17 protein-coding genes and 1 pseudogene are annotated in these 19,995 nt (G+C 66.0%); 5 read left to right on the forward strand and 13 right to left on the reverse strand.

Translation table 11 applies throughout. The annotated features are described in order from the left end of the window. Positions 1-3 precede the first annotated feature (3 nt). From AAF358_15820 to AAF358_15830, 3 genes are read right to left on the reverse strand one after another with little or no spacing between them, the layout of a single operon-like run. The gene (locus tag AAF358_15820) at positions 4-1,290 is read right to left on the reverse strand and encodes a peptidylprolyl isomerase (GenBank protein ID MEM7707024.1); all 1,287 of its coding nucleotides are present in this window, start codon (positions 1,288-1,290) and stop codon (positions 4-6) included. After that, positions 1,265-3,532, reverse strand: a complete 2,268-nt coding sequence (lptD, locus tag AAF358_15825; protein ID MEM7707025.1) for an LPS assembly protein LptD — start codon at positions 3,530-3,532, stop codon at positions 1,265-1,267. The genes AAF358_15820 and lptD overlap by 26 nt, the downstream gene beginning before the upstream one ends. After that, positions 3,529-4,647 carry an aminopeptidase gene (locus tag AAF358_15830; GenBank protein MEM7707026.1) on the reverse strand — a complete coding sequence of 373 codons (1,119 nt, stop codon included), beginning with the start codon at positions 4,645-4,647 and terminating at the stop codon, positions 3,529-3,531. Before AAF358_15830 ends, lptD begins: the two co-directional genes overlap by 4 nt. On the opposite strand from AAF358_15830, the gene AAF358_15835 reads away from it, so the two are divergent. From AAF358_15835 to AAF358_15845, 3 genes and pseudogenes are all read left to right on the forward strand, one after another. Further along, on the forward strand, positions 4,625-5,377 hold the full coding sequence (locus AAF358_15835) for a methyltransferase domain-containing protein (GenBank protein ID MEM7707027.1): 753 nt from the start codon (positions 4,625-4,627) through the stop codon (positions 5,375-5,377). The genes AAF358_15830 and AAF358_15835 overlap by 23 nt on opposite strands. Then, positions 5,374-6,386 (forward strand): annotated as a pseudogene (locus AAF358_15840) (glycosyltransferase family 2 protein). Before AAF358_15835 ends, AAF358_15840 begins: the two are co-directional and overlap by 4 nt. Further along, positions 6,379-7,002, forward strand: coding sequence for a class II aldolase/adducin family protein (locus AAF358_15845; protein MEM7707028.1), 624 nt, complete (start codon positions 6,379-6,381; stop codon positions 7,000-7,002). The pseudogene AAF358_15840 and the gene AAF358_15845 overlap by 8 nt, the downstream one beginning before the upstream one ends. A gap of 13 nt (positions 7,003-7,015) precedes the next feature. Here the strand turns inward: AAF358_15845 and AAF358_15850 are convergent, their stop codons facing one another. The 6 genes from AAF358_15850 to AAF358_15875 form a co-directional block, all read right to left on the reverse strand. Continuing rightward, positions 7,016-8,035, reverse strand: a complete 1,020-nt coding sequence (locus AAF358_15850) for a hypothetical protein (protein ID MEM7707029.1) — start codon at positions 8,033-8,035, stop codon at positions 7,016-7,018. Then, positions 8,032-9,039 carry a 2OG-Fe(II) oxygenase gene (locus AAF358_15855; GenBank protein MEM7707030.1) on the reverse strand — a complete coding sequence of 336 codons (1,008 nt, stop codon included), beginning with the start codon at positions 9,037-9,039 and terminating at the stop codon, positions 8,032-8,034. The genes AAF358_15850 and AAF358_15855 overlap by 4 nt, the downstream gene beginning before the upstream one ends. Next, on the reverse strand, positions 9,039-11,333 hold the full coding sequence (locus AAF358_15860; GenBank protein ID MEM7707031.1) for a tetratricopeptide repeat protein: 2,295 nt from the start codon (positions 11,331-11,333) through the stop codon (positions 9,039-9,041). The genes AAF358_15855 and AAF358_15860 overlap by 1 nt, the downstream gene beginning before the upstream one ends. Positions 11,334-11,715: 382 nt before the next feature. Continuing rightward, complete coding sequence (locus AAF358_15865; GenBank protein MEM7707032.1) at positions 11,716-12,942, reverse strand: threonine/serine exporter family protein; 1,227 nt, start codon at positions 12,940-12,942, stop codon at positions 11,716-11,718. After that, a complete protein-coding gene (locus tag AAF358_15870) occupies positions 12,939-13,931 on the reverse strand; it encodes a class I SAM-dependent methyltransferase (GenBank protein ID MEM7707033.1) in 993 nt (330 codons plus the stop codon). The genes AAF358_15865 and AAF358_15870 overlap by 4 nt, the downstream gene beginning before the upstream one ends. Positions 13,932-14,229: 298 nt before the next feature. Beyond that, on the reverse strand, positions 14,230-14,688 hold the full coding sequence (locus AAF358_15875; protein ID MEM7707034.1) for a MarR family transcriptional regulator: 459 nt from the start codon (positions 14,686-14,688) through the stop codon (positions 14,230-14,232). 49 nt (positions 14,689-14,737) lie between these two features. Between AAF358_15875 and AAF358_15880 the strand changes: the two genes are divergently transcribed. Next, positions 14,738-15,559, forward strand: coding sequence for an alpha/beta fold hydrolase (locus AAF358_15880; protein MEM7707035.1), 822 nt, complete (start codon positions 14,738-14,740; stop codon positions 15,557-15,559). Positions 15,560-15,701: 142 nt separating this feature from the next. Further along, positions 15,702-16,430, forward strand: a complete 729-nt coding sequence (locus AAF358_15885; protein MEM7707036.1) for a gamma-glutamyl-gamma-aminobutyrate hydrolase family protein — start codon at positions 15,702-15,704, stop codon at positions 16,428-16,430. Between the two features lie 287 nt (positions 16,431-16,717). On the opposite strand, the gene AAF358_15890 is transcribed toward AAF358_15885, so the two are convergent. The 4 genes from AAF358_15890 to gspL are packed head-to-tail and all read right to left on the reverse strand — an operon-like array spanning position 16,718 to position 19,957. After that, positions 16,718-17,497 carry an inositol monophosphatase family protein gene (locus tag AAF358_15890; protein MEM7707037.1) on the reverse strand — a complete coding sequence of 260 codons (780 nt, stop codon included), beginning with the start codon at positions 17,495-17,497 and terminating at the stop codon, positions 16,718-16,720. A gap of 41 nt (positions 17,498-17,538) precedes the next feature. After that, a complete protein-coding gene (locus AAF358_15895; GenBank protein ID MEM7707038.1) occupies positions 17,539-18,318 on the reverse strand; it encodes a type II secretion system protein N in 780 nt (259 codons plus the stop codon). After that, positions 18,315-18,782 (reverse strand): type II secretion system protein M, encoded by a 468-nt coding sequence (locus AAF358_15900; protein ID MEM7707039.1) that lies wholly within the window; start codon positions 18,780-18,782, stop codon positions 18,315-18,317. Before AAF358_15900 ends, AAF358_15895 begins: the two co-directional genes overlap by 4 nt. Next, on the reverse strand, positions 18,779-19,957 hold the full coding sequence (gene gspL, locus AAF358_15905; GenBank protein MEM7707040.1) for a type II secretion system protein GspL: 1,179 nt from the start codon (positions 19,955-19,957) through the stop codon (positions 18,779-18,781). Before gspL ends, AAF358_15900 begins: the two co-directional genes overlap by 4 nt. Positions 19,958-19,995 lie beyond the last annotated feature (38 nt).

A 19,995-nucleotide genomic window follows, 5' to 3' on the forward strand; every position in this document is an offset into this window, starting at 1 on the left:
TTGCTAGATGCGATATTCGATGTAGGCCTCGTCGCGCAGCTCGCGCTCCCACAGGCGAAACTCTTCTTCGGCCTTCAGGCGGCGCAGCGCTTCCCGCGCCTGCCCACGCTGAATGTCGACGGTCCGGTCCTGTTCACGGGCGCCCTCTTTTTGAAGGATGTGCCACCCGGCTGCCGATTGAAACGGTTGGCTGATCTCACCGTCCGCCAGCGAATCGAGCACACCCTGGACGCGTTCACCGAAGGTGCCCGGGACAAACCACCCCATGTCGCCGCCGAGGTTCGCGGAGCTGGTGTCGTCCGAATACTGCCGGGCCAGCTCGGAGAAGTCGGACCCACCCGTCACGCGCTCGTGGATATCGGTAATCGTGTCCAGCGCCTCCTCCTGGGTCACCAGCTCTGAGGTTTCCACCATGATGTGCCGGGCCTTAATCTCGGTCACCATGTTCATGCTTTGAGCGCGATAGTCCGCAACCCGGAACAGGTGGAAGCCTGAGGCGTCGCGAATCGGTCGGGTGAAATCACCCTTTTCCATCGCGCCCAGTTCCTGGGCCAGCATGGTTGGCACCTGATTCGCCGGACGCCAGCCCAGATCGCCGCCCTGCAGCGCCTGCGGTCCGTCGCTATGGGTGATCGCCAGCGTCGAGAAGTCTGAACCTTCCCCGAGCTCACCGTGCAGCGAGTCGGCCTTGTCTCGTGCCTCCTGCACCTGGGTGGGTGACGCCCCCTCCGGCAGGCCGATCAGAATGTGGGACAGGCGAAACTCACCCTCCGGGCCATCCTGATTTTCCAGAAACAGATCGATCTCGCTTTCGGAGATGTTGACCCGGCTGTTGGAGACGCGACGTTCCAGCTGCTGAGTGATCAGCTCATCGCGCATGTCCTCCCGGAATCGCTGCCAGCTCAAGCCGTCAGCGACAATGGTGCGGCGCATCTGTTCCTGAGTGATGCCCGACTGCTGGGCGACCCGGGCAATCGCCTGGTCCACCTCCTGATCACTGACCCTGACGCCGGTCTGGCGGGCGTTCTGCAGCTTGAGCCGGATGAGCGCAAGCTGGCTCAGGATCTGTCGCTCCAGCGTGCTGCGCGGCGGCAGCGGCTGACCGGTAGCGTTGAACTGCTTGACCACGTTGGCCACCGAGCGGTCCAGCTCGGTCCGGACGATCACCTCGTCTTCAACCACGGCGACGATGCGCTCGAGAGGTTCAGCACCCACGTTGAGGCTGGCCAGCAGGCCGGCGGCGGCGAGCAGCGACTTCAGCGGATTAGAAAGCGGTCGGTACATTGTCATAGCGGTAACCTGCAATAGCTTGTTCCAGCACCCTTCCGGTGCCGCGACCCAGAGAGCCCAGGCCTTTCAGTTCCAGTTCAAAATAGAGGGCGTTTCGATAATCGCCGTCCAAAGTCCTTACAAAGCGCCGCACCATCAGGCGGGTTGCCCAGCAGCAGCTCTGATATTCAAAGCCGGCCAATCCTTCCAGCAACGCCTCGTCCTGAAAGGAATAATTGGCCCGCCCCAGCACCGCCCAGCGCTCGTTGAGGGGCCACCAGGCGGAGACATCCACCTGATCTACCACCTGCGACCGCTGACGATAAGCAAAGTTCAGCAGCCGTCCCTCAGCGCCGCGATAGCGGACGCTGAGCTGGCGCTGCTGCAGACGATCGTTCCCGACCAGCGGCTCGGGCTCATACTGCAGCCCCAGCACCACGCGCCAGTTGTTGCTCGGGCGCCAGGTCAGCTCGCCCACCAGGGGCGAGGTGTCGCGATCGTCCGCTGCCGTGCCGGTCAAACCCACCCGACGATCGCGGAAGTGCACAATCGTGCCGACGCTGGCTTCCAGCACATCCCGGCCGCCGTCCAGCAGCCGGGTGGTCAGCGCCAGCGTCAGCTGGCTCGCGTCACCTTGCCGATCAGCGCCGGAAAAACGGTTATACCTGAAAAGCTGCCCAAAACTGAAGGTCAGATCCCGGGTGTCGAAGGTCGGAATCTCGTCCTGCGCCTCAAAGGGCACGTAGAGCAGGTAAAAGCGCGGCTCCAGCGTCTGGGTGTAGCGCGCGCCGCTGCGCTCCAGAAACAGCCTGCCGTCGAGCTCCGCAATCGGCGTGGTGCGCGACGGCGAGTCATCGAGATCCCCGGCCCGGCTGTCCAGCCGGTACTGCGTGTGACGAACGCTCAAAGACGGCTCGAGCATCCACGCAGCGCCGGCAAACGTGCGCGACAGGCGCGGCATGAGGTCGAGGCGCCAGCCCTCGTCACCGATATCCCGGTCGAAGGCCACCAGCTCCGTATCCACCTCGAGCCGGGTGGAACCGAGCGGCAGGTCCAGCTGATAGTTGAGCCGCGGCAGCCGGGAATAGGGCTCAGCGGTGGCGGCCAGCGTGTCGTCGACGCTGGTGTAGTCGTCGACCGCCAGCGAGGCGTTCCAGTAGCGGCCGGCTGTGCTCAGCTGCGCCAGGGAGCGAAGGAAGCTGCGCGAGTTGGCCGAAAGGCTGTTGCCCAGATCCTCGAAGTAGCGATCGTCCGAGACGTGGTTGAGATCCACGAACAGCGACCACCGGTCGCCGAGGCGGCCGGCATGCTGGAGCCAGCTGTAACTGCGGCGCTGGCCGGTTCGATCGTCATCGGGCAGTACCTCGAAGCCCAGCTCTCCCTGGGACCGCCGCCCCAGGTAGCGATACTCCCCCATGAGCATCGGCCCCCGGTCGGTGATCAGGCGTGGCGTCAGCGTCAGGTCTCGCTCCGGCGCCAGATTGAAGTAGTAGGGAATCGATGCGTCGAGGCCGTCGTCGTTTGATCCGCCGATCGCCGGCAGCAGGAAGCCTGACTGGCGCCGATCGTCGAGCGGAAAGGCCGCGTAGGGAAGATAGAGGAGCGGGACCGACTTGAACCGCAGGGTCAGGGCCCGAGCGGTTCCCCGGCCGGCCTCATGATCCAGCGACATCCGGTCAGCGCTGATCTGCCAGTCGCTGACCCCCGTCGGGCAGGTGGTAAACGTGACGGCCTTAAGGTCGGTGCGGGCTTCGCCGAAGCGCTGGGCGCTGTCAGCGCTGCCGCGCCCGGCGCCGCGGCCGAGCCAGTAGTCGAGCAGATCGATGTCGACCTCGCGGCCGCTGAGATCCAGCTCGGCCTGCTCCGCGCGGATCGTCAGCTCGGGACTGAAGTAACGCACCGAGCCAGTTGCGCTGGCGATGTTGGTCTGGCGGTCCAGGCTCACCTGGTCCGCCTGCAGCCGCTGGCCGGCCTGGGAGACGTCGACACCGCCGCTGAAAACGCTAAACCCCAGCTGGCTCAGGTCGAGCTGCGGCGCCAGCACGCCAACGGCGTCCGGCGGCAGCTCAGCGGCAAAGGGCTGTGCTTGCGGCGTTTCCGCCTGGCGGCAGGCGAGCGGGTCTTGGGCCCACGCCGGGAGCGAGAGCAACCATAGACACGCGGCAAAACCGCAGGGGCGAAAACACTGGACCAAAAGACTGTTACCGAACGCAGGCGCCGGCACCTTCGCACGTTTGCTGGCGCCAGGCAACGCGCCGCTCATCGGTCCGGCTGACCCGCGGGCTGTGCCGGGGCTTCGCCCGGCCACTGGGGCGGAGCTTGCTGCCCCAGCGCCTCTAAACGACTCTGCCGCTCCGACCGCGGCAGGTCAGCAAGCTCTTCCGCGGCACGGTAGAAACAGGGCCAGGACCGCTCACATCGTTCGAACAGCGCAACAAACGCCGGCACCGCCAGCTCGTAGGTTGAAAACAGGGCCAGGCGCGCGTTGTTGGGACCCTCACCCTCAAACCAGTGATCGATTGGGCTGGCGCCCTGCCAGCGTTCTTTCAGGGTATCGTGACGGCGGCGAAAGCTGTCGAAGATCGCCGCCTTTTGCTGCGCCGGCGCGGTGTCCTCCCCGCGGTACAACAGCTCTAGCTCCCCCCGAACCTCCAGGACCAGCTGATCAAACTCTCTCCGCAATACCTCGGCCTGAGGATTGCTGATCGGGACGTCCCCCAGCTGCTGCTGTCGGGCCCAGGCCTGACGGCCAAGCTTTTCCACCGCGGTGGCAAACGATTCGTTGAAGGTGCTGTCGTCCAGCACGTACAGCCGCTCGTGGGCAAGCTCGTGAAACAGCACGCCCGCCAGCTGCAAATCCGAATAGCGCAGCATCGTGGACAGAACCGGGTCGTTGGCAAAACCCAGCGTCGAATAGGCCAGGCCCGGAACTAGCGCAACGTCATAGCCATTCTTGGCCAGCCGGTCCCGCTCCGCTTCTGCCTGGCGGCGGCTAAAGTAGCCGCGGTAATTGAAACAACCGACAAACGGGTAGCACCAGCGGCGCGGCGAAAGCGAATAGGCCGGCGCAGCGCTGAGAAGCCAGAGGGTCACGTCGCGCTCGAGGTCAACGTAGTCGGTATAGCTGCCGGAATCGGGGAGCAGGAGCTCGTCGATCGCAAAGCTGCGGATGGCGATGACCGTCTCCAGCCGACGCTTGAGCTCGGGCTCCAGGTCGGGGTCGGCGAGCAGTTTCTTGATGTCTTCCTTGCCGCGCGTGATCTGCCAGTGACCCTTGACCGCCTGCCCGTAGTAAGAGACGGTGGCGCAGCCTGACAGGAGCAGGCACAACCCACAGAAGACCAGGAGGCGTGCGATGGGCACCCGGGCGGTGAACAACTGGTTTGCCGATGAGCAGTTCTGGAACACGTTCGGCGATTGTATGTTCCATCCCGCCAGCTTTCGAGTGGCGCAGGAGCAGGCCCCGCTCCTGGTGGAGCTCGCCGGTGGCCAGCAGCACCGGATCCTCGACCTTGGCTGTGGCCCGGGACGACACGCGGTGCCGCTGGCAAAGCTTGACCAGCAGGTCACGGGGGTGGACCTGATCGGCGTCCTGCTCGACCAGGCGCGAGAGGTGGCGACGACTGCAGGGGCGCAGGTTGAGTGGGTTCAGGCCGACATGCGGGAATTCGCCAGACCAGACTCCTTTGACCTGATCATTTCGATGTGGTCGAGCTTCGGCTACTTCGACGATCCGGCTGACGACCTGCGTGTGCTGCAGCGCTGCCGCGAGAATCTGGCGCCTGGCGGCACCCTGGTGCTCGACATTGTGGGCAAGGAGATCGTCTGTCGCGATCTGGAGCCCGTCCACGTCACGGAACTGGACGACGGCGCGATGCTGGTCGAGCGGCCGGTGCTGGAAGAACAGATGACCGTTTACAGCAACGAATGGACGCTGATCCGGGACGGCGTCGCTCACCGGGCGCATTGGCATCACCAGCTTTACAGCGGTGCGGAGCTCCGCAACCTGCTGACCACCGCCGGTTTCGAGCAGATCGAACTGAAGGCTGACCTGTCCGGCACGGACTACGACTTCGACGCCGAGCGGCTGGTGGCCGTTGCACGGTGAGCGCCGCGGTGGACCAACCCCTCACCCTGACCGTTGTGGTGCCGGTCTTTAATGAAGCAGAAAATCTAGCGGCGCTGCACCGGCGCCTGGCCGACGCGCTCCAGCCCACGAATCTGTGCTGGGACGTGCTTTACGTCGATGACGGCAGCACCGACCAGAGTCTGCCGGTCATCCGCCAGCTGGCCGCTGACGAGCCGACCGTCGGCTGGCTGTCGTTAAGCCGGAACTTTGGCAAAGAGCTCGCGATGACCGCCGGGCTGGACCACACCAGCACAGATGCGGTGGTCATCATCGATGCGGACCTGCAAGATCCGCCGGAGCTGATTCCCGCGCTGATCGAACGCTGGCGTGAAGGCTATGACGTCGTTTACGCGCAGCGGACCGCGCGGGCCGGAGAATCGCTGGTCAAACGCGGCTGGCGGCCGGTTTTTATCGGGTCATCAACTGGCTTTCCCGAACCCGGGTGCCGCCGGATACCGGCGACTTCCGATTGCTCAGCCGACGCGCCGTCAAGGCGCTGGGCCGGCTTCGGGAGCGCCATCGGTTTATGAAAGGACTGTTCGCCTGGGTCGGCTATCGGCAGATTGCCGTGCCCTACGAACGCGAACCAAGGCTGGGCGGCAGCACCAAGTTCAGCTATCGGTCCTTGTGGAATTTTGCGCTGGAGGGCATCACCAGCTTCAGCAACGTCCCGCTGAAGGCGGCCTCCTACCTTGGCATCGGGGCCTCGCTTGGGGCCATGGTCTACGGGTTCTACATCATCGCCAAGACGCTACTCTACGGCGATCCGGTGCCCGGCTATCCCTCGCTGATGGTCGTCATTCTGTTTCTCGGCGGCGTCCAGCTGCTGGCCCTTGGCATCATCGGCGAATACCTTGGCCGGGTGTTTGTGGAAGCCAAGCAGCGGCCCCTCTACCTGGTCGGCGAGAGCCAGCCCGTTTCACGCCATGCCGGTCGCTCGGAGAACCCTCGGGAAGCGAGCCTGAAGGCGGTACCCTCGGGTGACTGACGCGCGTGAGGGCGTCATTCAGTATGACCTGCGCCACACCGGTGAACCACTGAAACCCGAGCCGGACCTGCCGCTGCTGTGCCGGTGGCACAACGTGTTTCGCCGGCTCGGCTGGCTCGGTCGCGATCCAAATCGCTACGGCGGCGACGCCTACGGCAACCTGAGCTTTCGGTCTGCCGCCGGCAGCGGGTTTGTGATCAGCGGGACCCAGACCGGTGACGTTGAGCTGGGGCAAGAGCACGTCTCCCGAGTCATCGACGTGGACCTGAGCCAGAACTTCCTGGCGGCACGGGGTCCGGCGAGACCCTCCTCGGAGGCGTTAACCCACGCCGCCGCCTACCGGCTGGGCCCGTCGGTTCGATGGGTCTTTCATGTGCATGAGCCGACCATCTGGGCCCAGTCCGCCAACCTGGGCCTGCCACAAAGCGATCCTCAGATCGGTTACGGGACCCCCGCGATGGCCGAGGAGCTGGCACGGCTTCACGAGAGTCCGGCCGGAAGCGGCATCCTGTCGATGGGTGGGCACCGGGACGGCGTCCTCAGCTTCGGTGAGAGCGCTGAGCAGGCGGCGGTTGAGCTGTTTCAGGCGTATGCCGCAGCGCTGGCGCTCCCCTGACCCACCGCGGCGATCAGGCGTTGAACGCTTCAGCCCATCGTAGCCCTCGCTGGATTTCGTCCGTGTGCTCTTTAGCCGATTGCTCGAGCTCCGCCTGCCGGCTGCTGCGGTCGTAGCGCATGGCTGGGTCTTTGGAGTACCCCTGAGCGATCTCACCCCGGGCTGCTTGCTCGATCTGTTCCTCGCTGGGTGTGATGCCATAGAACGCGGCAATTCGAGCCAGCTGCGTCACCGGCTCGGCCAGAAACCTTTCAAAATCCACGCTGAGAACACGCTCGCCCGGTGCCGCCGACGTCAGCTCGGCCTCGGCGGCGTCCAGCGATCGGTTGACCGCCAGCCAGCTCATGGCGGCCAGCTCGCCGGGCGTCAGCTGATATAGCCTTACGCTCGGACCCAGCCCCAGGGCCTGCAGGTCAGCCAGCCGGGTCTGGGAGAAGTGGTACAGCTCCTGCCGCCGCAGTTCGCTTCGCAGCATCGTCTGGAGATAGCTTTCCAGGGGGATACCCACGCGCAGGGCCCGGTGTTCAGGGTGGCTGGCCAGCAGCGGCCCTGCCAGCCTGCCGCAGTCGCTGGTTGCCTTTACCAGCGTCGGCAGCGACGGCTCGTAGCGCCGGGTCAGCAGCCTGAGCTGCTGGTCGAGATGTCCGTCGAAGTCGGCCGGGTCCATCAGGCTGAGGGGGCTCGCGAGGTCGCGCTGAAACACCGCCAGGGCGCGCAGCGTCATAGGTTCGCGCAGCGCCAGCAGCGGGCTGAGCTGCTCCAGCATGCGGCTGAGGTAGGTGGAGCCGCAGTGACCGTGATGAAACACCCACAGCGCCGGCAACACCTCGACCTCCGCCAGCGGCTCCCGACACGCCGCCATCGCAACAATCTGCTGCTCGGCGCTGGGCGCCGCGATACGTTCATCGAGAAACAGCGAGCGGCGGTAGCTGTCGGCGGTCATCGGCCGCAGCAAGAATCTGCGCGTTGGCAGGTCCAGCTGCTGGCAGAACCAGTCCGGCGTGTCGAGCCGGACCTGGGGCGGCAGGCTCAAACGCGTCGTTCCATGGGCACTTCGCGAAACTGGTCGGGCTGCGAGTAGAAAAAACTGACCAGCGCAAACCGAACGCCTTCGGTCACGGGCCTGGCCTGGTGCGCGAGATTACAGGAGAACACCACGGCGGCGCCCTCCTCTGGCTTGAAGCACTGGCCATACTCGGGGAAACACAGCTCCCCGGCGGCGTAGTCATCGGTGTTCAGGTTGAGCGTCATGGCAAAGCGACGGTGGGCCGTATCCTCGCCGTCGTTGTCGCGGTGCGGGGCAAAATGACCGCCGTCGCGAGCGTCATACGCCACCACCTTGACCCCTTCGAAGTGGGTGACCTCGTAGTTGAATGCCCACTGGATTTCCGGCAGCAGGCAAAGGCGCAGCCGGGTCTCAACCGTCTGCCATAGCGGGTGGTTGTGGGTCATCCGGTGTTCACGCCGGATTTTGACGTCGGGATCAGGCTCATAGACCGCCTTCCCCTGCGCCAGCCGGTACACCCCCGAGGCCTCGTTATCCTGGTGATACGCCGCGATCAGCTGCCGACAAAGCTCGCCCGACATCACCCGCGGGACCACCAGCACCGGCGCGTGCTGAGCGGCCTCGTCGGCGGCCTCCAGGCGCTGCCTCAGCTGATCCGGATCGGTCCCCGTCAGCGGCTGGCGCTGCAGCAGCCGAAACTGGCGATCGAGTACGAGAACGGCAGGATCAGGCGCTCGACTTAAGAATGCGGCGACCTGGCCGTCGTCAGCCAGCAGCAGATCAACTCCCGCGATCGGCGCCAACCGGGTCGGCCCCGAAACCACCTGCAGCACCACCAGCAGGGCATCACCGGAGGCGAGACGCGAGAGCTGCGCCTGCTGCTCCGGGGCCAGGGGCGAGGGGCTGACCACCAGCACCTGAGGCCGTCCGCAGCATTCTGCGTAGTAGTTGACCGGACGATGGCTTCGCTCGGGCCGTAAAAAGTTCGGCAGCCGCTGGCCCTCGATCAGGAGTTCCGTACCCAACGTCATCAGTTCAGGCCTCCGGCAGCCAGCTCATCCAGCTGCGCCTGCTGCCGCGGCTGCCAGCACTCCCCAGCCGCATCTCGGGCTTTGACCAGCTGTGCCAGCGCAGCCTGAGGTTCACCGCTGCGGCGCAGCAGTCGGGCCTCGAGAAACAGGCTGCCGGAATAGGCCGGCTGCCAGCGCTGAGCGATTCCCAGCAACGCGTCCAGCTCGCGGCCGTCAGCATCATCGTCGTCCAGCAGGATCAGCGCCAGCTCGATCGCCAGCAGCGCTCGCAGCCGCTGGTCGCCAGCCGCCTGGGCGTGGTCTAGGGCCTCCCTCAGCAGCTCGGGGTCCTTTTGTCGCTCGCCCCGCGCTTTGAGCACGGAAGCGAGCAGCGAGGAATCGGCGGTGTCCTGGGCGAGGATCAGCGCTGCCGCGAGGTCGTTGTCGGTCTGTGCACCCACGCCGCTGCCGGCCCGCGCGATCAACGCACGCGCTCTTAGCAGGGGGTTGCCCAGCTCCTCGAACAGGCTTACGGCCCGATCAGCCTGCCGGAAGCTCTCCCCCTCGTCTCGCTGGCAGCTCGCGATCTGCCCGAGAAGCAGCCTTGTGGTGCCTTCCCCGGCCGGATTGTTCAGCTCCCGCTGCACGGCCAGCGCCTCCTCGAGCCGCCGCTTAGCCTCGGCCAGCTGGCCCTGCAGGATCAGCTGCTCGGCGCGCGCTGACAGCGCGTCGGCGGCGCCCAGCCGATCGCCGAGCTCCTGGCCGAGCGCCACGGCACGTTCCAGAAACTCAGCTCCTTCCTCCCACCGACCCTGCGCAAAAATGACGGTACCGAGCTCCGAGTAGGAAAACACCAGCATCTGCCTCAGGCCCACCTGCTCCTGAATCTCCGCGGCCCGGCGCTGCAGCGTTTCAGCCTCAACATACCGTCCCTGCTTCCGCTCAAGCGCCGCCAGGTTGCTGTAGACGACAGACTCACCCAGCTTTTTACCGGCCTGGCGATACAGCGACAGCGTCTGCCCGTAAAGCGTTTTGGCCTCATCTCGGCGACCCTGGTTCTCCGCCAGGATTCCCAGATTGCCCAGTGCGCTCGCGAGGTTGGCATCATTGCCGACCGCCTGGAAGCGCTGCCGCGCGTCGTTCAGGTGCTGCTCAGCGAGCACCAGATCGCCGTTGCGCCACGCCACCATCCCCAGCCCGGTTGCGGCGGCGCCGGCCAGGTTGATGTCGCCGCTGGCCAACGCCTGGGCGCGGGCTTCGTTGAAAGCCCCCACGGCCTGCTCAAAGCGGCTGAGCTGATTGAGGGCGTTGCCCAGCTCATACCGAGCCCAAGCCATCTTGGGGTCGCTGGCCAGCGCACTGTCAAAAAACGCCCTGGCCTGCTCAGCATCTCCGCTGAGCAGCGACTGCATGCCGCGGGCGAACGCCTCGTTGACAAATTCGTCCGCGGAGATTTTTTTGAGGGCAATGCCGGCCGCGTAGGCCACATCCAGCTCGCTGGCGACCGCCTGCGAAAGACCGGACGCCAGCATCTCGATGCTGTCCGCCGCCAGCGTGCCGCTCTGCACCGGATTGCTTGGGCTCGCCAGCTCGTATCGAATCTCATAACCCCCGCTGCCGCGCGACACGCTGGCGAGCAGCAGGTGGTCGACGCCGGCCACGTCTGCCAGCGCGGCGAGCTGTCGGGCCGCGGGATCCGCGCGGGTAATGCCGCGCCGGCGCAGCGCGGAACGAACGCGGGCAGCGCTCATCACCTGCAGCGAGGTCCGGTCTTTGACCGCGTCGCCGAGCATCGAGGCTAAGCCCAGCTCAGCCCAGTCGATGTCGCTGTCGGCGGCAACGGCCAGCGGCGCAACCGCCAGCGTCGCCGGGGCGGCCGCCTGCTCTGGCCGCAGACCCAGCACCAGCGCAGCCAGGGCCAGCACGGCCAGCACCGCCCAGCGCCAGCGAGCGCTGCTGCGGGCTGTCGTGTTCCCTTGGGATGGCGCTTTCGGCGCCATAGGCCTTTCGTCGACCGAGGGCCTCAGCAGGTCTGCGCCCGCCCAGCGATAGCCATGGCCGTGTACCGTTTTGATGGGGTCTTCGCTGACGCCCGCCGCGCGGATGGCTCGGCGCAGCTTGGCCACAGCCTGAGAGATCGCCGCATCGCTGACAACCCGGCCTTCCCAGACCGCCGCCAGCAGCTGATCTTTGCTGACCAGCTCACCGTTGGCGGCGACCAGGCGCTGCAGCAGATCAAACAGTTTGGGTTCCAGGTCCAGGACGCTGCCGTCGATCGCCGCTTCGCGCCGACTTTGGTCGATCTGTAAACCCATGGACCTCACTGATCACGCCGCTAAGCCAAGCGCTAATTGTAGCAAGGAGTTTGGCGATCATCGGTGCCCTTGATGCCCTGCTGGGCAGCCGCTGAATTGAGCCCTCCATGACACCGGCCCTGCGCCGGTCATGGGATCGTCACAAATCCATTAGCTTTCCGTTGAGACTTCGGACCGCGAAGCCCGGATGATCGTCGGCATGCTTGCGGGGAACAGCGGGCTTCCGACGGCACCCGCCGGCTTCAGGGATGAGCTGCAGGCAGGCGGTTGCCACCGGTTCTAAAGGGGCGAAACCGGCACAGGGAGGTGCCGGATTCTTGGCGCCCACTCCCGGGCCCGCTCTTGGAACGTGCGGCGTGTTGGCCCCTTCGGCCAGCGACCCCTAGAGATGGCGGCGTGGGGGAACCACCGTATTTCCCAGCAGCAGTCCCGCAACCAGCGCCGCCAGCACCGTCGCCACCGCCACCGCGGCGGCGAGGCCGTCGTTCACGTTGTCGGAAAACATCAGCGTCAGCGAGCGATAGCCGAGGGAACCGGGAACCAGCAATATCACCCCTGGCAGACGCATAACCGAGGCCGGACGGCGGAGCACGCGAGAATACAGGTTGCTGAGCGCCGCAACCGCAAAGGCGGCAAAAAACACGCCGACATCAGCGCCCAGCGCTCCGCCCGCGAGCTTGTTCACCGTAAACGCCAGCAGTCCAGCCAGTGCCATCGCCGGATAGTCCGAGCGGCGGGCTTTGAACAACACGCCGAAAGCCACTCCGACCAGCACGATGGAAGGCCAGGTGAACCAGGGTGAAGACACGGGATCCACCACCACCGTCAGCTGAGTGAAGCCCAGCAGGTTCATCAGCTGGGTCGCCATCACCACGCCCAAAGCCAGCTTGACCAGCCCTACCACCGCCCCGGCGAAACGCGCGGTGCCGGACGCCAGATGTCGAGTCGACAGCTCCGTGATCGCCATGGTCAGTGACAGTCCGGGCATCAGCACAATCAGCGCGCCGACGACAATATGCGGGACGTTCGAACCGCCGAGCCAGGTTGCACAGACATAGGCGAGCACCGTCACCACAAACGCAGCGATCGGTTCAAAGCTGCCCAGCTCGAGCAGGCGAGCGCTGCGAAGACTGAAAAAGCCGGTCAGCACCGCCAGCCCGGCGGCCAGACCGATGTCGACCCAGTTGCCGCCCAGCAGGCCGGCCACGGTCATGCCGACGATCCCCCAGGCGGTCAGGACGGGCAGTGGTGATGCGGGCACCGGCAGCGCAATCTGCTTGAGCTCTGCGGCACCGTCGGCGACGCTGAGACTCCCGTCTGCCACCGCTTCGCTCACCGCGTCCACGGCACACAGGCGTCCCAGATCGTCCTCACCCGGATTGAGGCGCAGCAGCTGAGTCGGCAGCAGGACGTCGTCAGGGTCGGCGCCAACCTCGCGAAAGGTCAGGAACATGCTGGTTGGCGACGAGAACACCTCCACCTCGAGACCGAGCCGCTCACCGACGCTTTTAACAGCGCCCTCAAGACGGTGCGCACCGGCGCCGTATTCGTGGAGCCGCTGGGCCATGAGGCGCACAAAGCGAACCGAGGCGGTGGGCTGATCGGTCACGTGCGGTCAGATCTCGGGTCGGTGACGGTGATCGCCACCTCGCGTCCGAGCATGGCCGCCGCTCGGTACGCGTAAGTTATGCCCCGGCTTTTGCTGAACTCCTCCAGCGCGCGGTGCTCGTGATCGCGCCAGCCCGCAAAACCCATGTAGTCGTCAAAGACGATCACCGTGCCTTCCCGCAGCAGCGGCGCAAAGGCGTTCAGCACCGTCAGCGTCGAGCTGTAGAGGTCGCAGTCGACGTGCAGCAGGTCCAGTGGCTGGTCCTGGTCGCTGACAAAAGCTGGCAGGGTTTGGTCGAACCAGCCTTTGTAGAGCAAGACGTTGGCGGGTACCTGCGGCAGCTGCCCGCCCGTACTGTAGGCGCCCTCCGGTTCACCGACCTTCCACGCTTCGGGCAGGCCGGCGAAGCTGTCAAAGCCGTGCACCCGGTCCCGGCGGGCAGCCAGCAGGCGAATCGAGCGGCCCCAGAAGACGCCGCACTCCACGCACAGCCCGCCCGTCGGCGCGTTTGCCAGCGCCCAGTCGAGCACGTTTGCCGGAAATGCCAGCCACGCCAGGTCGGGTTGCGGCAGCAGGTGGGCCATGCCGTCCATCGCGTCTGACCAGGGCGGCGACGCGGGACTCGGTGCAGCAAGGGTGGCCGGTGCGGCCGCTGCCTCCACAGCCCAGGCGACCGCCTGGCAAAACGGCGAGGCGTCCAGCCGGCGTGCTGCGTCACGTGCCTCAACCGTGCGCCCGGCCGCCCACAGCAGCAGCACCTCGTAGGCGGCCAGCGCTCCGGAGTCAGGGCTCCGTTGGCGCCAGAACGCCACCAGCTTGGCCGCCTCGCTGAGGTTGCCCAGCGCCAGCAGCGCACGCAGCAACGCCAGGATGTCCCGCTCCTGCCCATATCGTGCGGCCCCCGCGAAGCTGCGCGTGGCGGCGCCGTACCTCCCGGAGCGCCAAAGATCCTGCCCCTGCTGTCGCAGGGCCTGAAGCGTATCGTCCATGGCGGCGGATTCTAACCGGTTCAGGCTATAGATCAGTGCGCTGTCCCGCAAATAACTTGCGTTCAGAGCGTTGAGGACGCGCCAGGGCAAGGCGCGTGGCGCCGGCAATGGCCGTAGCCCTTGCCAAGCCATGCAACGCGGCCATGGTGCGTCCTCAACGCTCCCGCAGGGCCCATCCCACAACGGCTGTGGGGGCGTTACGAACCTTGGCCATGGAATGACCATGGCGCTGCGGCTCGTGCCTTCCCACAGCCGTTCTGGGACGGGCTGAAGCGAAAGTTATTTGCGGGACAGCGCACTAGTCTTCAAGAAGCTCGCGCAGGCTCTGCGCGACCCGCTCCATGACCTCGGCCATCTGTTCGACCTCCCCCGGGCTGCAAACGCCGAGCATGTGGCTGACCACCGCCTGCTGCACCGGCCGGCTGCGCGCGACGAGCGCCTCTCCCTCATCGGTGAGAAACAGCTCCTTTACCCGGCCGTCGGTGGCGCAGGGCCGGCGGCTGACCAGGCCGTCGCGCTCGAGATCGCGCAGCAGCATGCTCACGTTGCTGCGGGCCACGAGCAGCCGATCCGCCAGCCGCTGCTGCGTCAGGCCCGGGCGGCGGGCGATGTTCATCAGCACGTCATTTTTGGGGATGGAAAGCTGCAGCGGTGCGAGCGCGCGCGTCAGTGCCTTCTCACAGAGCGCGTAGGTCTTCACGACGCTCAGCCAGGCGGCAAAATCATCGCGATGTGGATCGGGTTGCATTTCGTTCATACCTGAACTATATTGTTCGTGTCTGAACAAACTGTAACAGGTAAACACCATGGCAACCAGGATTCCTGGCACCCTTGCACCACCAACCAAGCCGCAGCTGCTGCTCGAATCCCGAGCCGCGCTCGACGTGCTTCGCATGATGCCGGTCCTGGCCGGGGCGCGCCTGAGCGCTCCAAAAGACAATGCCGAGCAGCCGATTATGGTGATTCCGGGGTTCGGCTCCGGCGACAGCTATACCCGGCCGCTAAGATACTTCCTTACACGCCTGGGCTATCCCGCCGTCGGCTGGGGGCTGGGCAGAAATCTGGGCGGGCTCGATGTGGATCATCAGCAGTCCGACGTATCGGAGCGCTGGGACATGCCGCGGCTCGAACCCTACCGCCGTGAAGCTGGCGTGCCGTACGTGATCGACCGGCTGGTTGAGCGGGTGACCGAGTTTCAGCAGGAGTTCGACAGGCCCGTCACCCTGATCGGCTGGAGCCTCGGTGGCTTTATGGCGCGGGAGGTTGCGCGAGATTTTCCTGAGCTGATCGACCAGGTGATCACCATGGGGTCACCGACGGTCGGCGGCCCAAAGTATACGGCCGCCGCTGACTGGTTTCGCCAGCGCAAAATCAATCTGGACTGGATCGAGCGGGAAACCGCCAAGCGGGAGTCAACGCCGATCTCGGTCCCGATCACGGCGATTGTCAGCCGCAGCGACGCCATCGTCGGCTGGGGCGCCGCGCAGGATCAAACCAGCCCGAGTGTCCGGCATATTGAGGTCTCTGCCTCACACCTCGGGATGGGCTTCAACCCCACCATCTGGCGCCACATCCGCGAAGCGCTCGCGCGGCGCGGGGGTGACAGCGCGGAGCGACAGGCCGCCTAGCCCGATTCACGCGGCCGCTCCTGTGGCCGCGGTGGGTCTTCCGGCCCAAGATCCCGTAGAGCGAGGGGTCTTGTGTCCGCGTGCACAGCGTGCGTTGATAGGGGCTCGACCGAACGCCCCTATTGAGACCATGGCAAAAATTATGGTTTTCCAGCACGTGGCGGCCGAACCGCTGGGCACGCTGGATGCGCTGATTCGAGCCCGCGGGCATCGGATTCGCTTCGTCAACTTCGAACGGGACCCCGCCGCCACCGTCGACGTCACCCGCTATGACGGACTGATTGTCCTCGGCGGGCCGATGATGGTGGCTGATCGGCACCGCCTGCCCCACCTCCAGACCGAGATTAGCGCCATCAGCGACGCCCTCGATGCGGAGCTGCCGGTGCTGGGAATCTGTCTTGGCGCCCAGCTCCTGGCGCATGCGCTCGGGGCCAGCGTCGGCCCGCTGCCGCGGCCGGAAATCGGCTGGTACCCGCTGTCCCCAACCGCCGAAACTGCCGGGGACCCGGTGCTCGGCTCGCTGGACCAAACCTCGCCGATCTTCCAATGGCACGGTCATGGCTTTGACCTCCCCCGGGACGCGGTCCATCTGGCCAGCACCCCCGATTGCCCCAACCAGGCCTTTCGCTACGGCAACGCGTACGGATTCCAGTTTCATCTGGAAATGGATCGAGCCCTGATCCATCGCTGGCTGCACCTGCCGGCCTACCAAGCGGAGCTCAAGCACGCGGCGGTGGGCGGGGTTGACCAGATTCAGGCGGATACCGAGCGCCACCTCAACGGCATGAACGCGATGGCGGACACGGTATTCAACCCGCTGCTCGATCGGTTTGGTCCGCCCCGGCCGCGGGTCTCGCTGCCGTCGCGCTAGCTAGTGTCCTGTTTGAACAGTTCGTTGCGTTTCAGAGCCCCGTTGGGCGCCAAGAACAAGGCGCATCGCGCCGCCAATGGCCGACGCCCTTGGCAAGCGATGCAACACGGTTATTGGCGCCCAAGGGGGCTCCCTTCGGGCGCGACCCACAAGGCCTGGAGCGGCGTTGCGAGCCTTGGCCAGGGAACCACCCTGGCCGGCGGCTCGCGCCTGACTCCAGGGCCTTGTGGACACGCGCTGAAATACAACGAACTGTTCAAACAGGACACTAGTCCTGTCGGACTGCTTCAGCCTGAGAAAGCGAGCAGCCGGCAGACTTCCTCGTGCAGCAGCCCGTTGGTGGCCAACACGGAGGTGGAATCGACGGTGATCGGGCCACCGCCCAGCTCAGTCATGGTGCCCCCAGCCGCTTCGACCACAACCTTGAGCGCCGCAATATCTAGAATGTTGACGTCCGACTCAACCACCACATCGATACGCCCTGCCGCCAGCAGGTGGTAGTGATAAAAATCGCCGTAGCCGCGAATTCGATCGGTTCGGCCGATCAAGGTGGCCAGCGCCGGCCACGCGTCGCTGGCGGCCAGGGACTTGAGGTTGCCGGTCGAAACGGTCGCCCGGCTGAGCTCATCGATGGTGCTGACCGCTAGCGGCTCCCCGTTCAGCCACGCCCCCTGACCGGCCACACCCCAGGCGCGCTCTTCAAACAACGGCGCGTTGGATACGCCGACCACCAGCTCGTCGGATTCTGCCAGGGCAATCTGAGTCGAGAGAAAAGGATAGCCGCGCACAAAGCTCTTGGTGCCGTCGATGGGATCGATCAGCCACAGGCTGTTGCTGCCCTGATTGCCCTGCCGGCCGGTCTCCTCACCAAAAAACCCATGGTCCGGGAAGGCGTCCGCAATGATCGAATAGATGGCCTTTTCGCAGGCCACATCCGCTTCAGTGACCGGGCTCAGGTCAGCCTTGTGCCGCACCGCAAGGCCTTTTCGGTAGCTGTCGCGGATGATCGCTTCGGCCGCGTCGGCGGCGCGGATCGCGCACGCGAGCCGGGGGTCTTCAACGTTCATGAACTCATTTCCTTTGTCTTAGGCTGGAACCCCGTTGGGTCTCAGGTTCCCGAGGTAGGCTTCAGCGGCACCAGCGGGCCAAAAATTTCCAGCCGAACTTCACCCGACGGTTCGGTGCGGCCCAGATAACTCAGCGCCCGCCGCAGCGCGACATCGCCGCTGCGCGCTGACACCAGCGCTCGAACCCGATAGGCGCGATTAGCGATAGAAACCTCACCGGCCAGCGCCAGGGGCCCGCCTTCGTCCGCCAGCGTGCCGCTGATGCGTCCATTGCTGTCGGTGGTCCAGGACAGCAGCAGATCACCGAGGGCGCTGCGCTGGTCGACGCTGACCACCGCGTCGCGCCATCGCGCGGTGCCGTCCAGCGCCACCAGCCAGCCTTCGCTGTCGACCATCGCCCGATCGATCTTTAGATCAACCGTACCGGCCAACCGCAGCGCCGGCTGATTGATAATCTGCTGCAGCCATAGCGCCGGCAGCGTGATCTGGGCGCCGCTGATCAGCATCGTGCCGTCAAAATTTCGCTGCAGCACAAGCTGCCCGCGGAGCGGAGGTCCTTCAAGCTCGAGCTCCAGCCGCGGTCGAAATGCAAGCAGCGGCAGGATGGCGACACGCCACCGAACCGCTCCGGCCGGCCAGCGATCCCAGCTCGTCTGGACCGCCCGACCCTGCCAGAGCGATCCGCTTACGCCGCTTAGTGCCAGCGGCGGCAGCTGGCTGGACAGCAGCCGGGGGGCGAGCGACGCGGGGAGTTGAATCGCCAGCGCAAGCAGCAGCAGGGCGGCCACCCCGACTGCCCCCGCCAGCCAGCGACGCCTCATTCGCCCAGCGGTTCGGCCAGCAGCAGGCGAACGTTGACCACGCCGGCAATGCCGGCCTGATCGATGCTGGCCTCGGCTACCGACACGCTATGCCGCTTCTGCAGCACGATCAGCCACCGCAGCATGGCGTCAAAGGGCGCGTTTTCGAGCCACACCCGCAGCTCTCCGCCGGCGCCCGGTTCGGCGCGACGCCAGGATTGACCCAGGCCTGCACCGCGGGCTGAACTCTCAGCGAGCGCCAGCAGCGACTGCCCACCGCGGCTCACAGGCTGCGCGGCGTCACCCAGCCGCTGAATCTCGGCCGCCGCCGCCCGCATCCACGGCAGGTCGTCACTGAGCTGCGTGACGCTGCTGCTCAACGTCTGGCGCTGCTGCGTGAGGGGCCGCCAGGCGGCCAGCCAGATCACGAACACCGCCAGCATGATGCCCGCCAGCCAGACCAGCTTTTTCTCGCGGGCGTTCATTGTCGCTGGTCCCCGCCGATGCGCATCCGGACCCGCGTGCCGTCGACCACCGTCTCGCTAGACTCGATCACCACCGGCACCGGCGCCTGGCTGCTGATCTGCTGGCGCAGGTTTTCGACCTGGTCCAGCGACCCGGCCGTCAGATCCAGCACCATGCCGTCCGAACGAAAGTTGATGGAGGCGAGCTCTACGCGGTCACCCGCTACCAGCGCGGGTCCGACGATTTCGAGCAGATAAAGAAAGCCGTCCTCGGCGGCACCGCGCGCGCCCTGCAGCCGACCCAGGGCAGCACTCAGCTGGGAGCGATAGTCACTGCCGGGCGCTACCTGATCCAGCGCGGACCCGGCAACCTCGCCAGCGACGCCCTGCAGGGCCTGAAGCTGCTCGGACAGCGCCCGTACCTCGAGGTAGCGGTTGGCGAGCAGCAACACGCCCGCTGCGGCTCCGGCGATCGCAGCCCAGCGCCACAGTCCGCCGATCCTCGCCGCTACATCGCCGCGTCCCTGCCACTGCCCCTGCAGCAGATTGAGTTCGGGTGCGGAGATGGCCGCCGCCTGATCGTTCGGCCAGCGGCCCAGCTCAAGCGGCTGACGCGTCAGGCCCGGCGCGCCGGACCAGCGGCCGCCGGGATCCGCCACCTGAACCTTTGCGAGATCGGGCTGCAGGGACAGCAGCACGTCGAGATCGCTTAAGTTCGCCTCAAACGCCTGCGCCGCGCCGACCCGAACGAGGGCGCGATCGTCTTCGAGCAGCACGTTGGCCTGGTCTTCGGCGGTCGGTGTTGGCAGCAGCAGCGGTTCGGGAAGCAGCACGTCGGGGCTCAGGCCGGCCTCCGCCAGCGCGTCCATCCAGCCGGTCATACGATCGCGGGCCACCGCGGCGGCGAGCCAGGTGCCGCTATCCAGCTTTGCCCCGAGCGCAAAATGGTAGTGATCAACGTCTTCGACCAGCTGCTCTTCCAGCGCAAACGGCAGCGCCTGACGCAGCCGCTGACGACTGCCTGCAGGCAGCACAACGCGCGCAATCGTGACGTCCCGCCCAGGGACCAGCACCAGCAGCGGCGCACGACCCTGCTCGGGCAGCGTGCTTAGCGGCCCCTGCCCGGCACCGTGCTGGGGATGCCACCAGCGCGGCGATTCACCGGCCAGGGACAGGATGATTTGATCAGCCGCCAAGAATCATCCTCGCGGCGGGCGCTTTGCTGGGTTGATGC

It is taken from the genome of Pseudomonadota bacterium, assembly GCA_039033415.1.
Taxonomy (GTDB): Bacteria; Pseudomonadota; Gammaproteobacteria; order Xanthomonadales; family SZUA-38; genus JANQOZ01.

Bases quoted from the DNA above. Each gene is read 5' to 3' on its own strand.
- AAF358_15855 (MEM7707030.1), bottom strand. From the start codon at position 9,039: ATGACGTTGGGTACGGAACTCCTGATCGAGGGCCAGCGGCTGCCGAAC.
- AAF358_15870 (MEM7707033.1), bottom strand. From the start codon at position 13,931: ATGGACGATACGCTTCAGGCCCTGCGACAGCAGGGGCAGGATCTTTGG.
- AAF358_15880 (MEM7707035.1), top strand. From the start codon at position 14,738: ATGGCAACCAGGATTCCTGGCACCCTTGCACCACCAACCAAGCCGCAG.
- AAF358_15860 (MEM7707031.1), bottom strand. From the start codon at position 11,333: ATGGGTTTACAGATCGACCAAAGTCGGCGCGAAGCGGCGATCGACGGC.
- AAF358_15890 (MEM7707037.1), bottom strand. From the start codon at position 17,497: ATGAACGTTGAAGACCCCCGGCTCGCGTGCGCGATCCGCGCCGCCGAC.
- AAF358_15885 (MEM7707036.1), top strand. From the start codon at position 15,702: ATGGTTTTCCAGCACGTGGCGGCCGAACCGCTGGGCACGCTGGATGCG.
- AAF358_15895 (MEM7707038.1), bottom strand. From the start codon at position 18,318: ATGAGGCGTCGCTGGCTGGCGGGGGCAGTCGGGGTGGCCGCCCTGCTG.
- AAF358_15835 (MEM7707027.1), top strand. From the start codon at position 4,625: ATGGGCACCCGGGCGGTGAACAACTGGTTTGCCGATGAGCAGTTCTGG.
- AAF358_15900 (MEM7707039.1), bottom strand. From the start codon at position 18,782: ATGAACGCCCGCGAGAAAAAGCTGGTCTGGCTGGCGGGCATCATGCTG.
- lptD (MEM7707025.1), bottom strand. From the start codon at position 3,532: ATGAGCGGCGCGTTGCCTGGCGCCAGCAAACGTGCGAAGGTGCCGGCG.
- AAF358_15820 (MEM7707024.1), bottom strand. From the start codon at position 1,290: ATGACAATGTACCGACCGCTTTCTAATCCGCTGAAGTCGCTGCTCGCC.
- AAF358_15875 (MEM7707034.1), bottom strand. From the start codon at position 14,688: ATGAACGAAATGCAACCCGATCCACATCGCGATGATTTTGCCGCCTGG.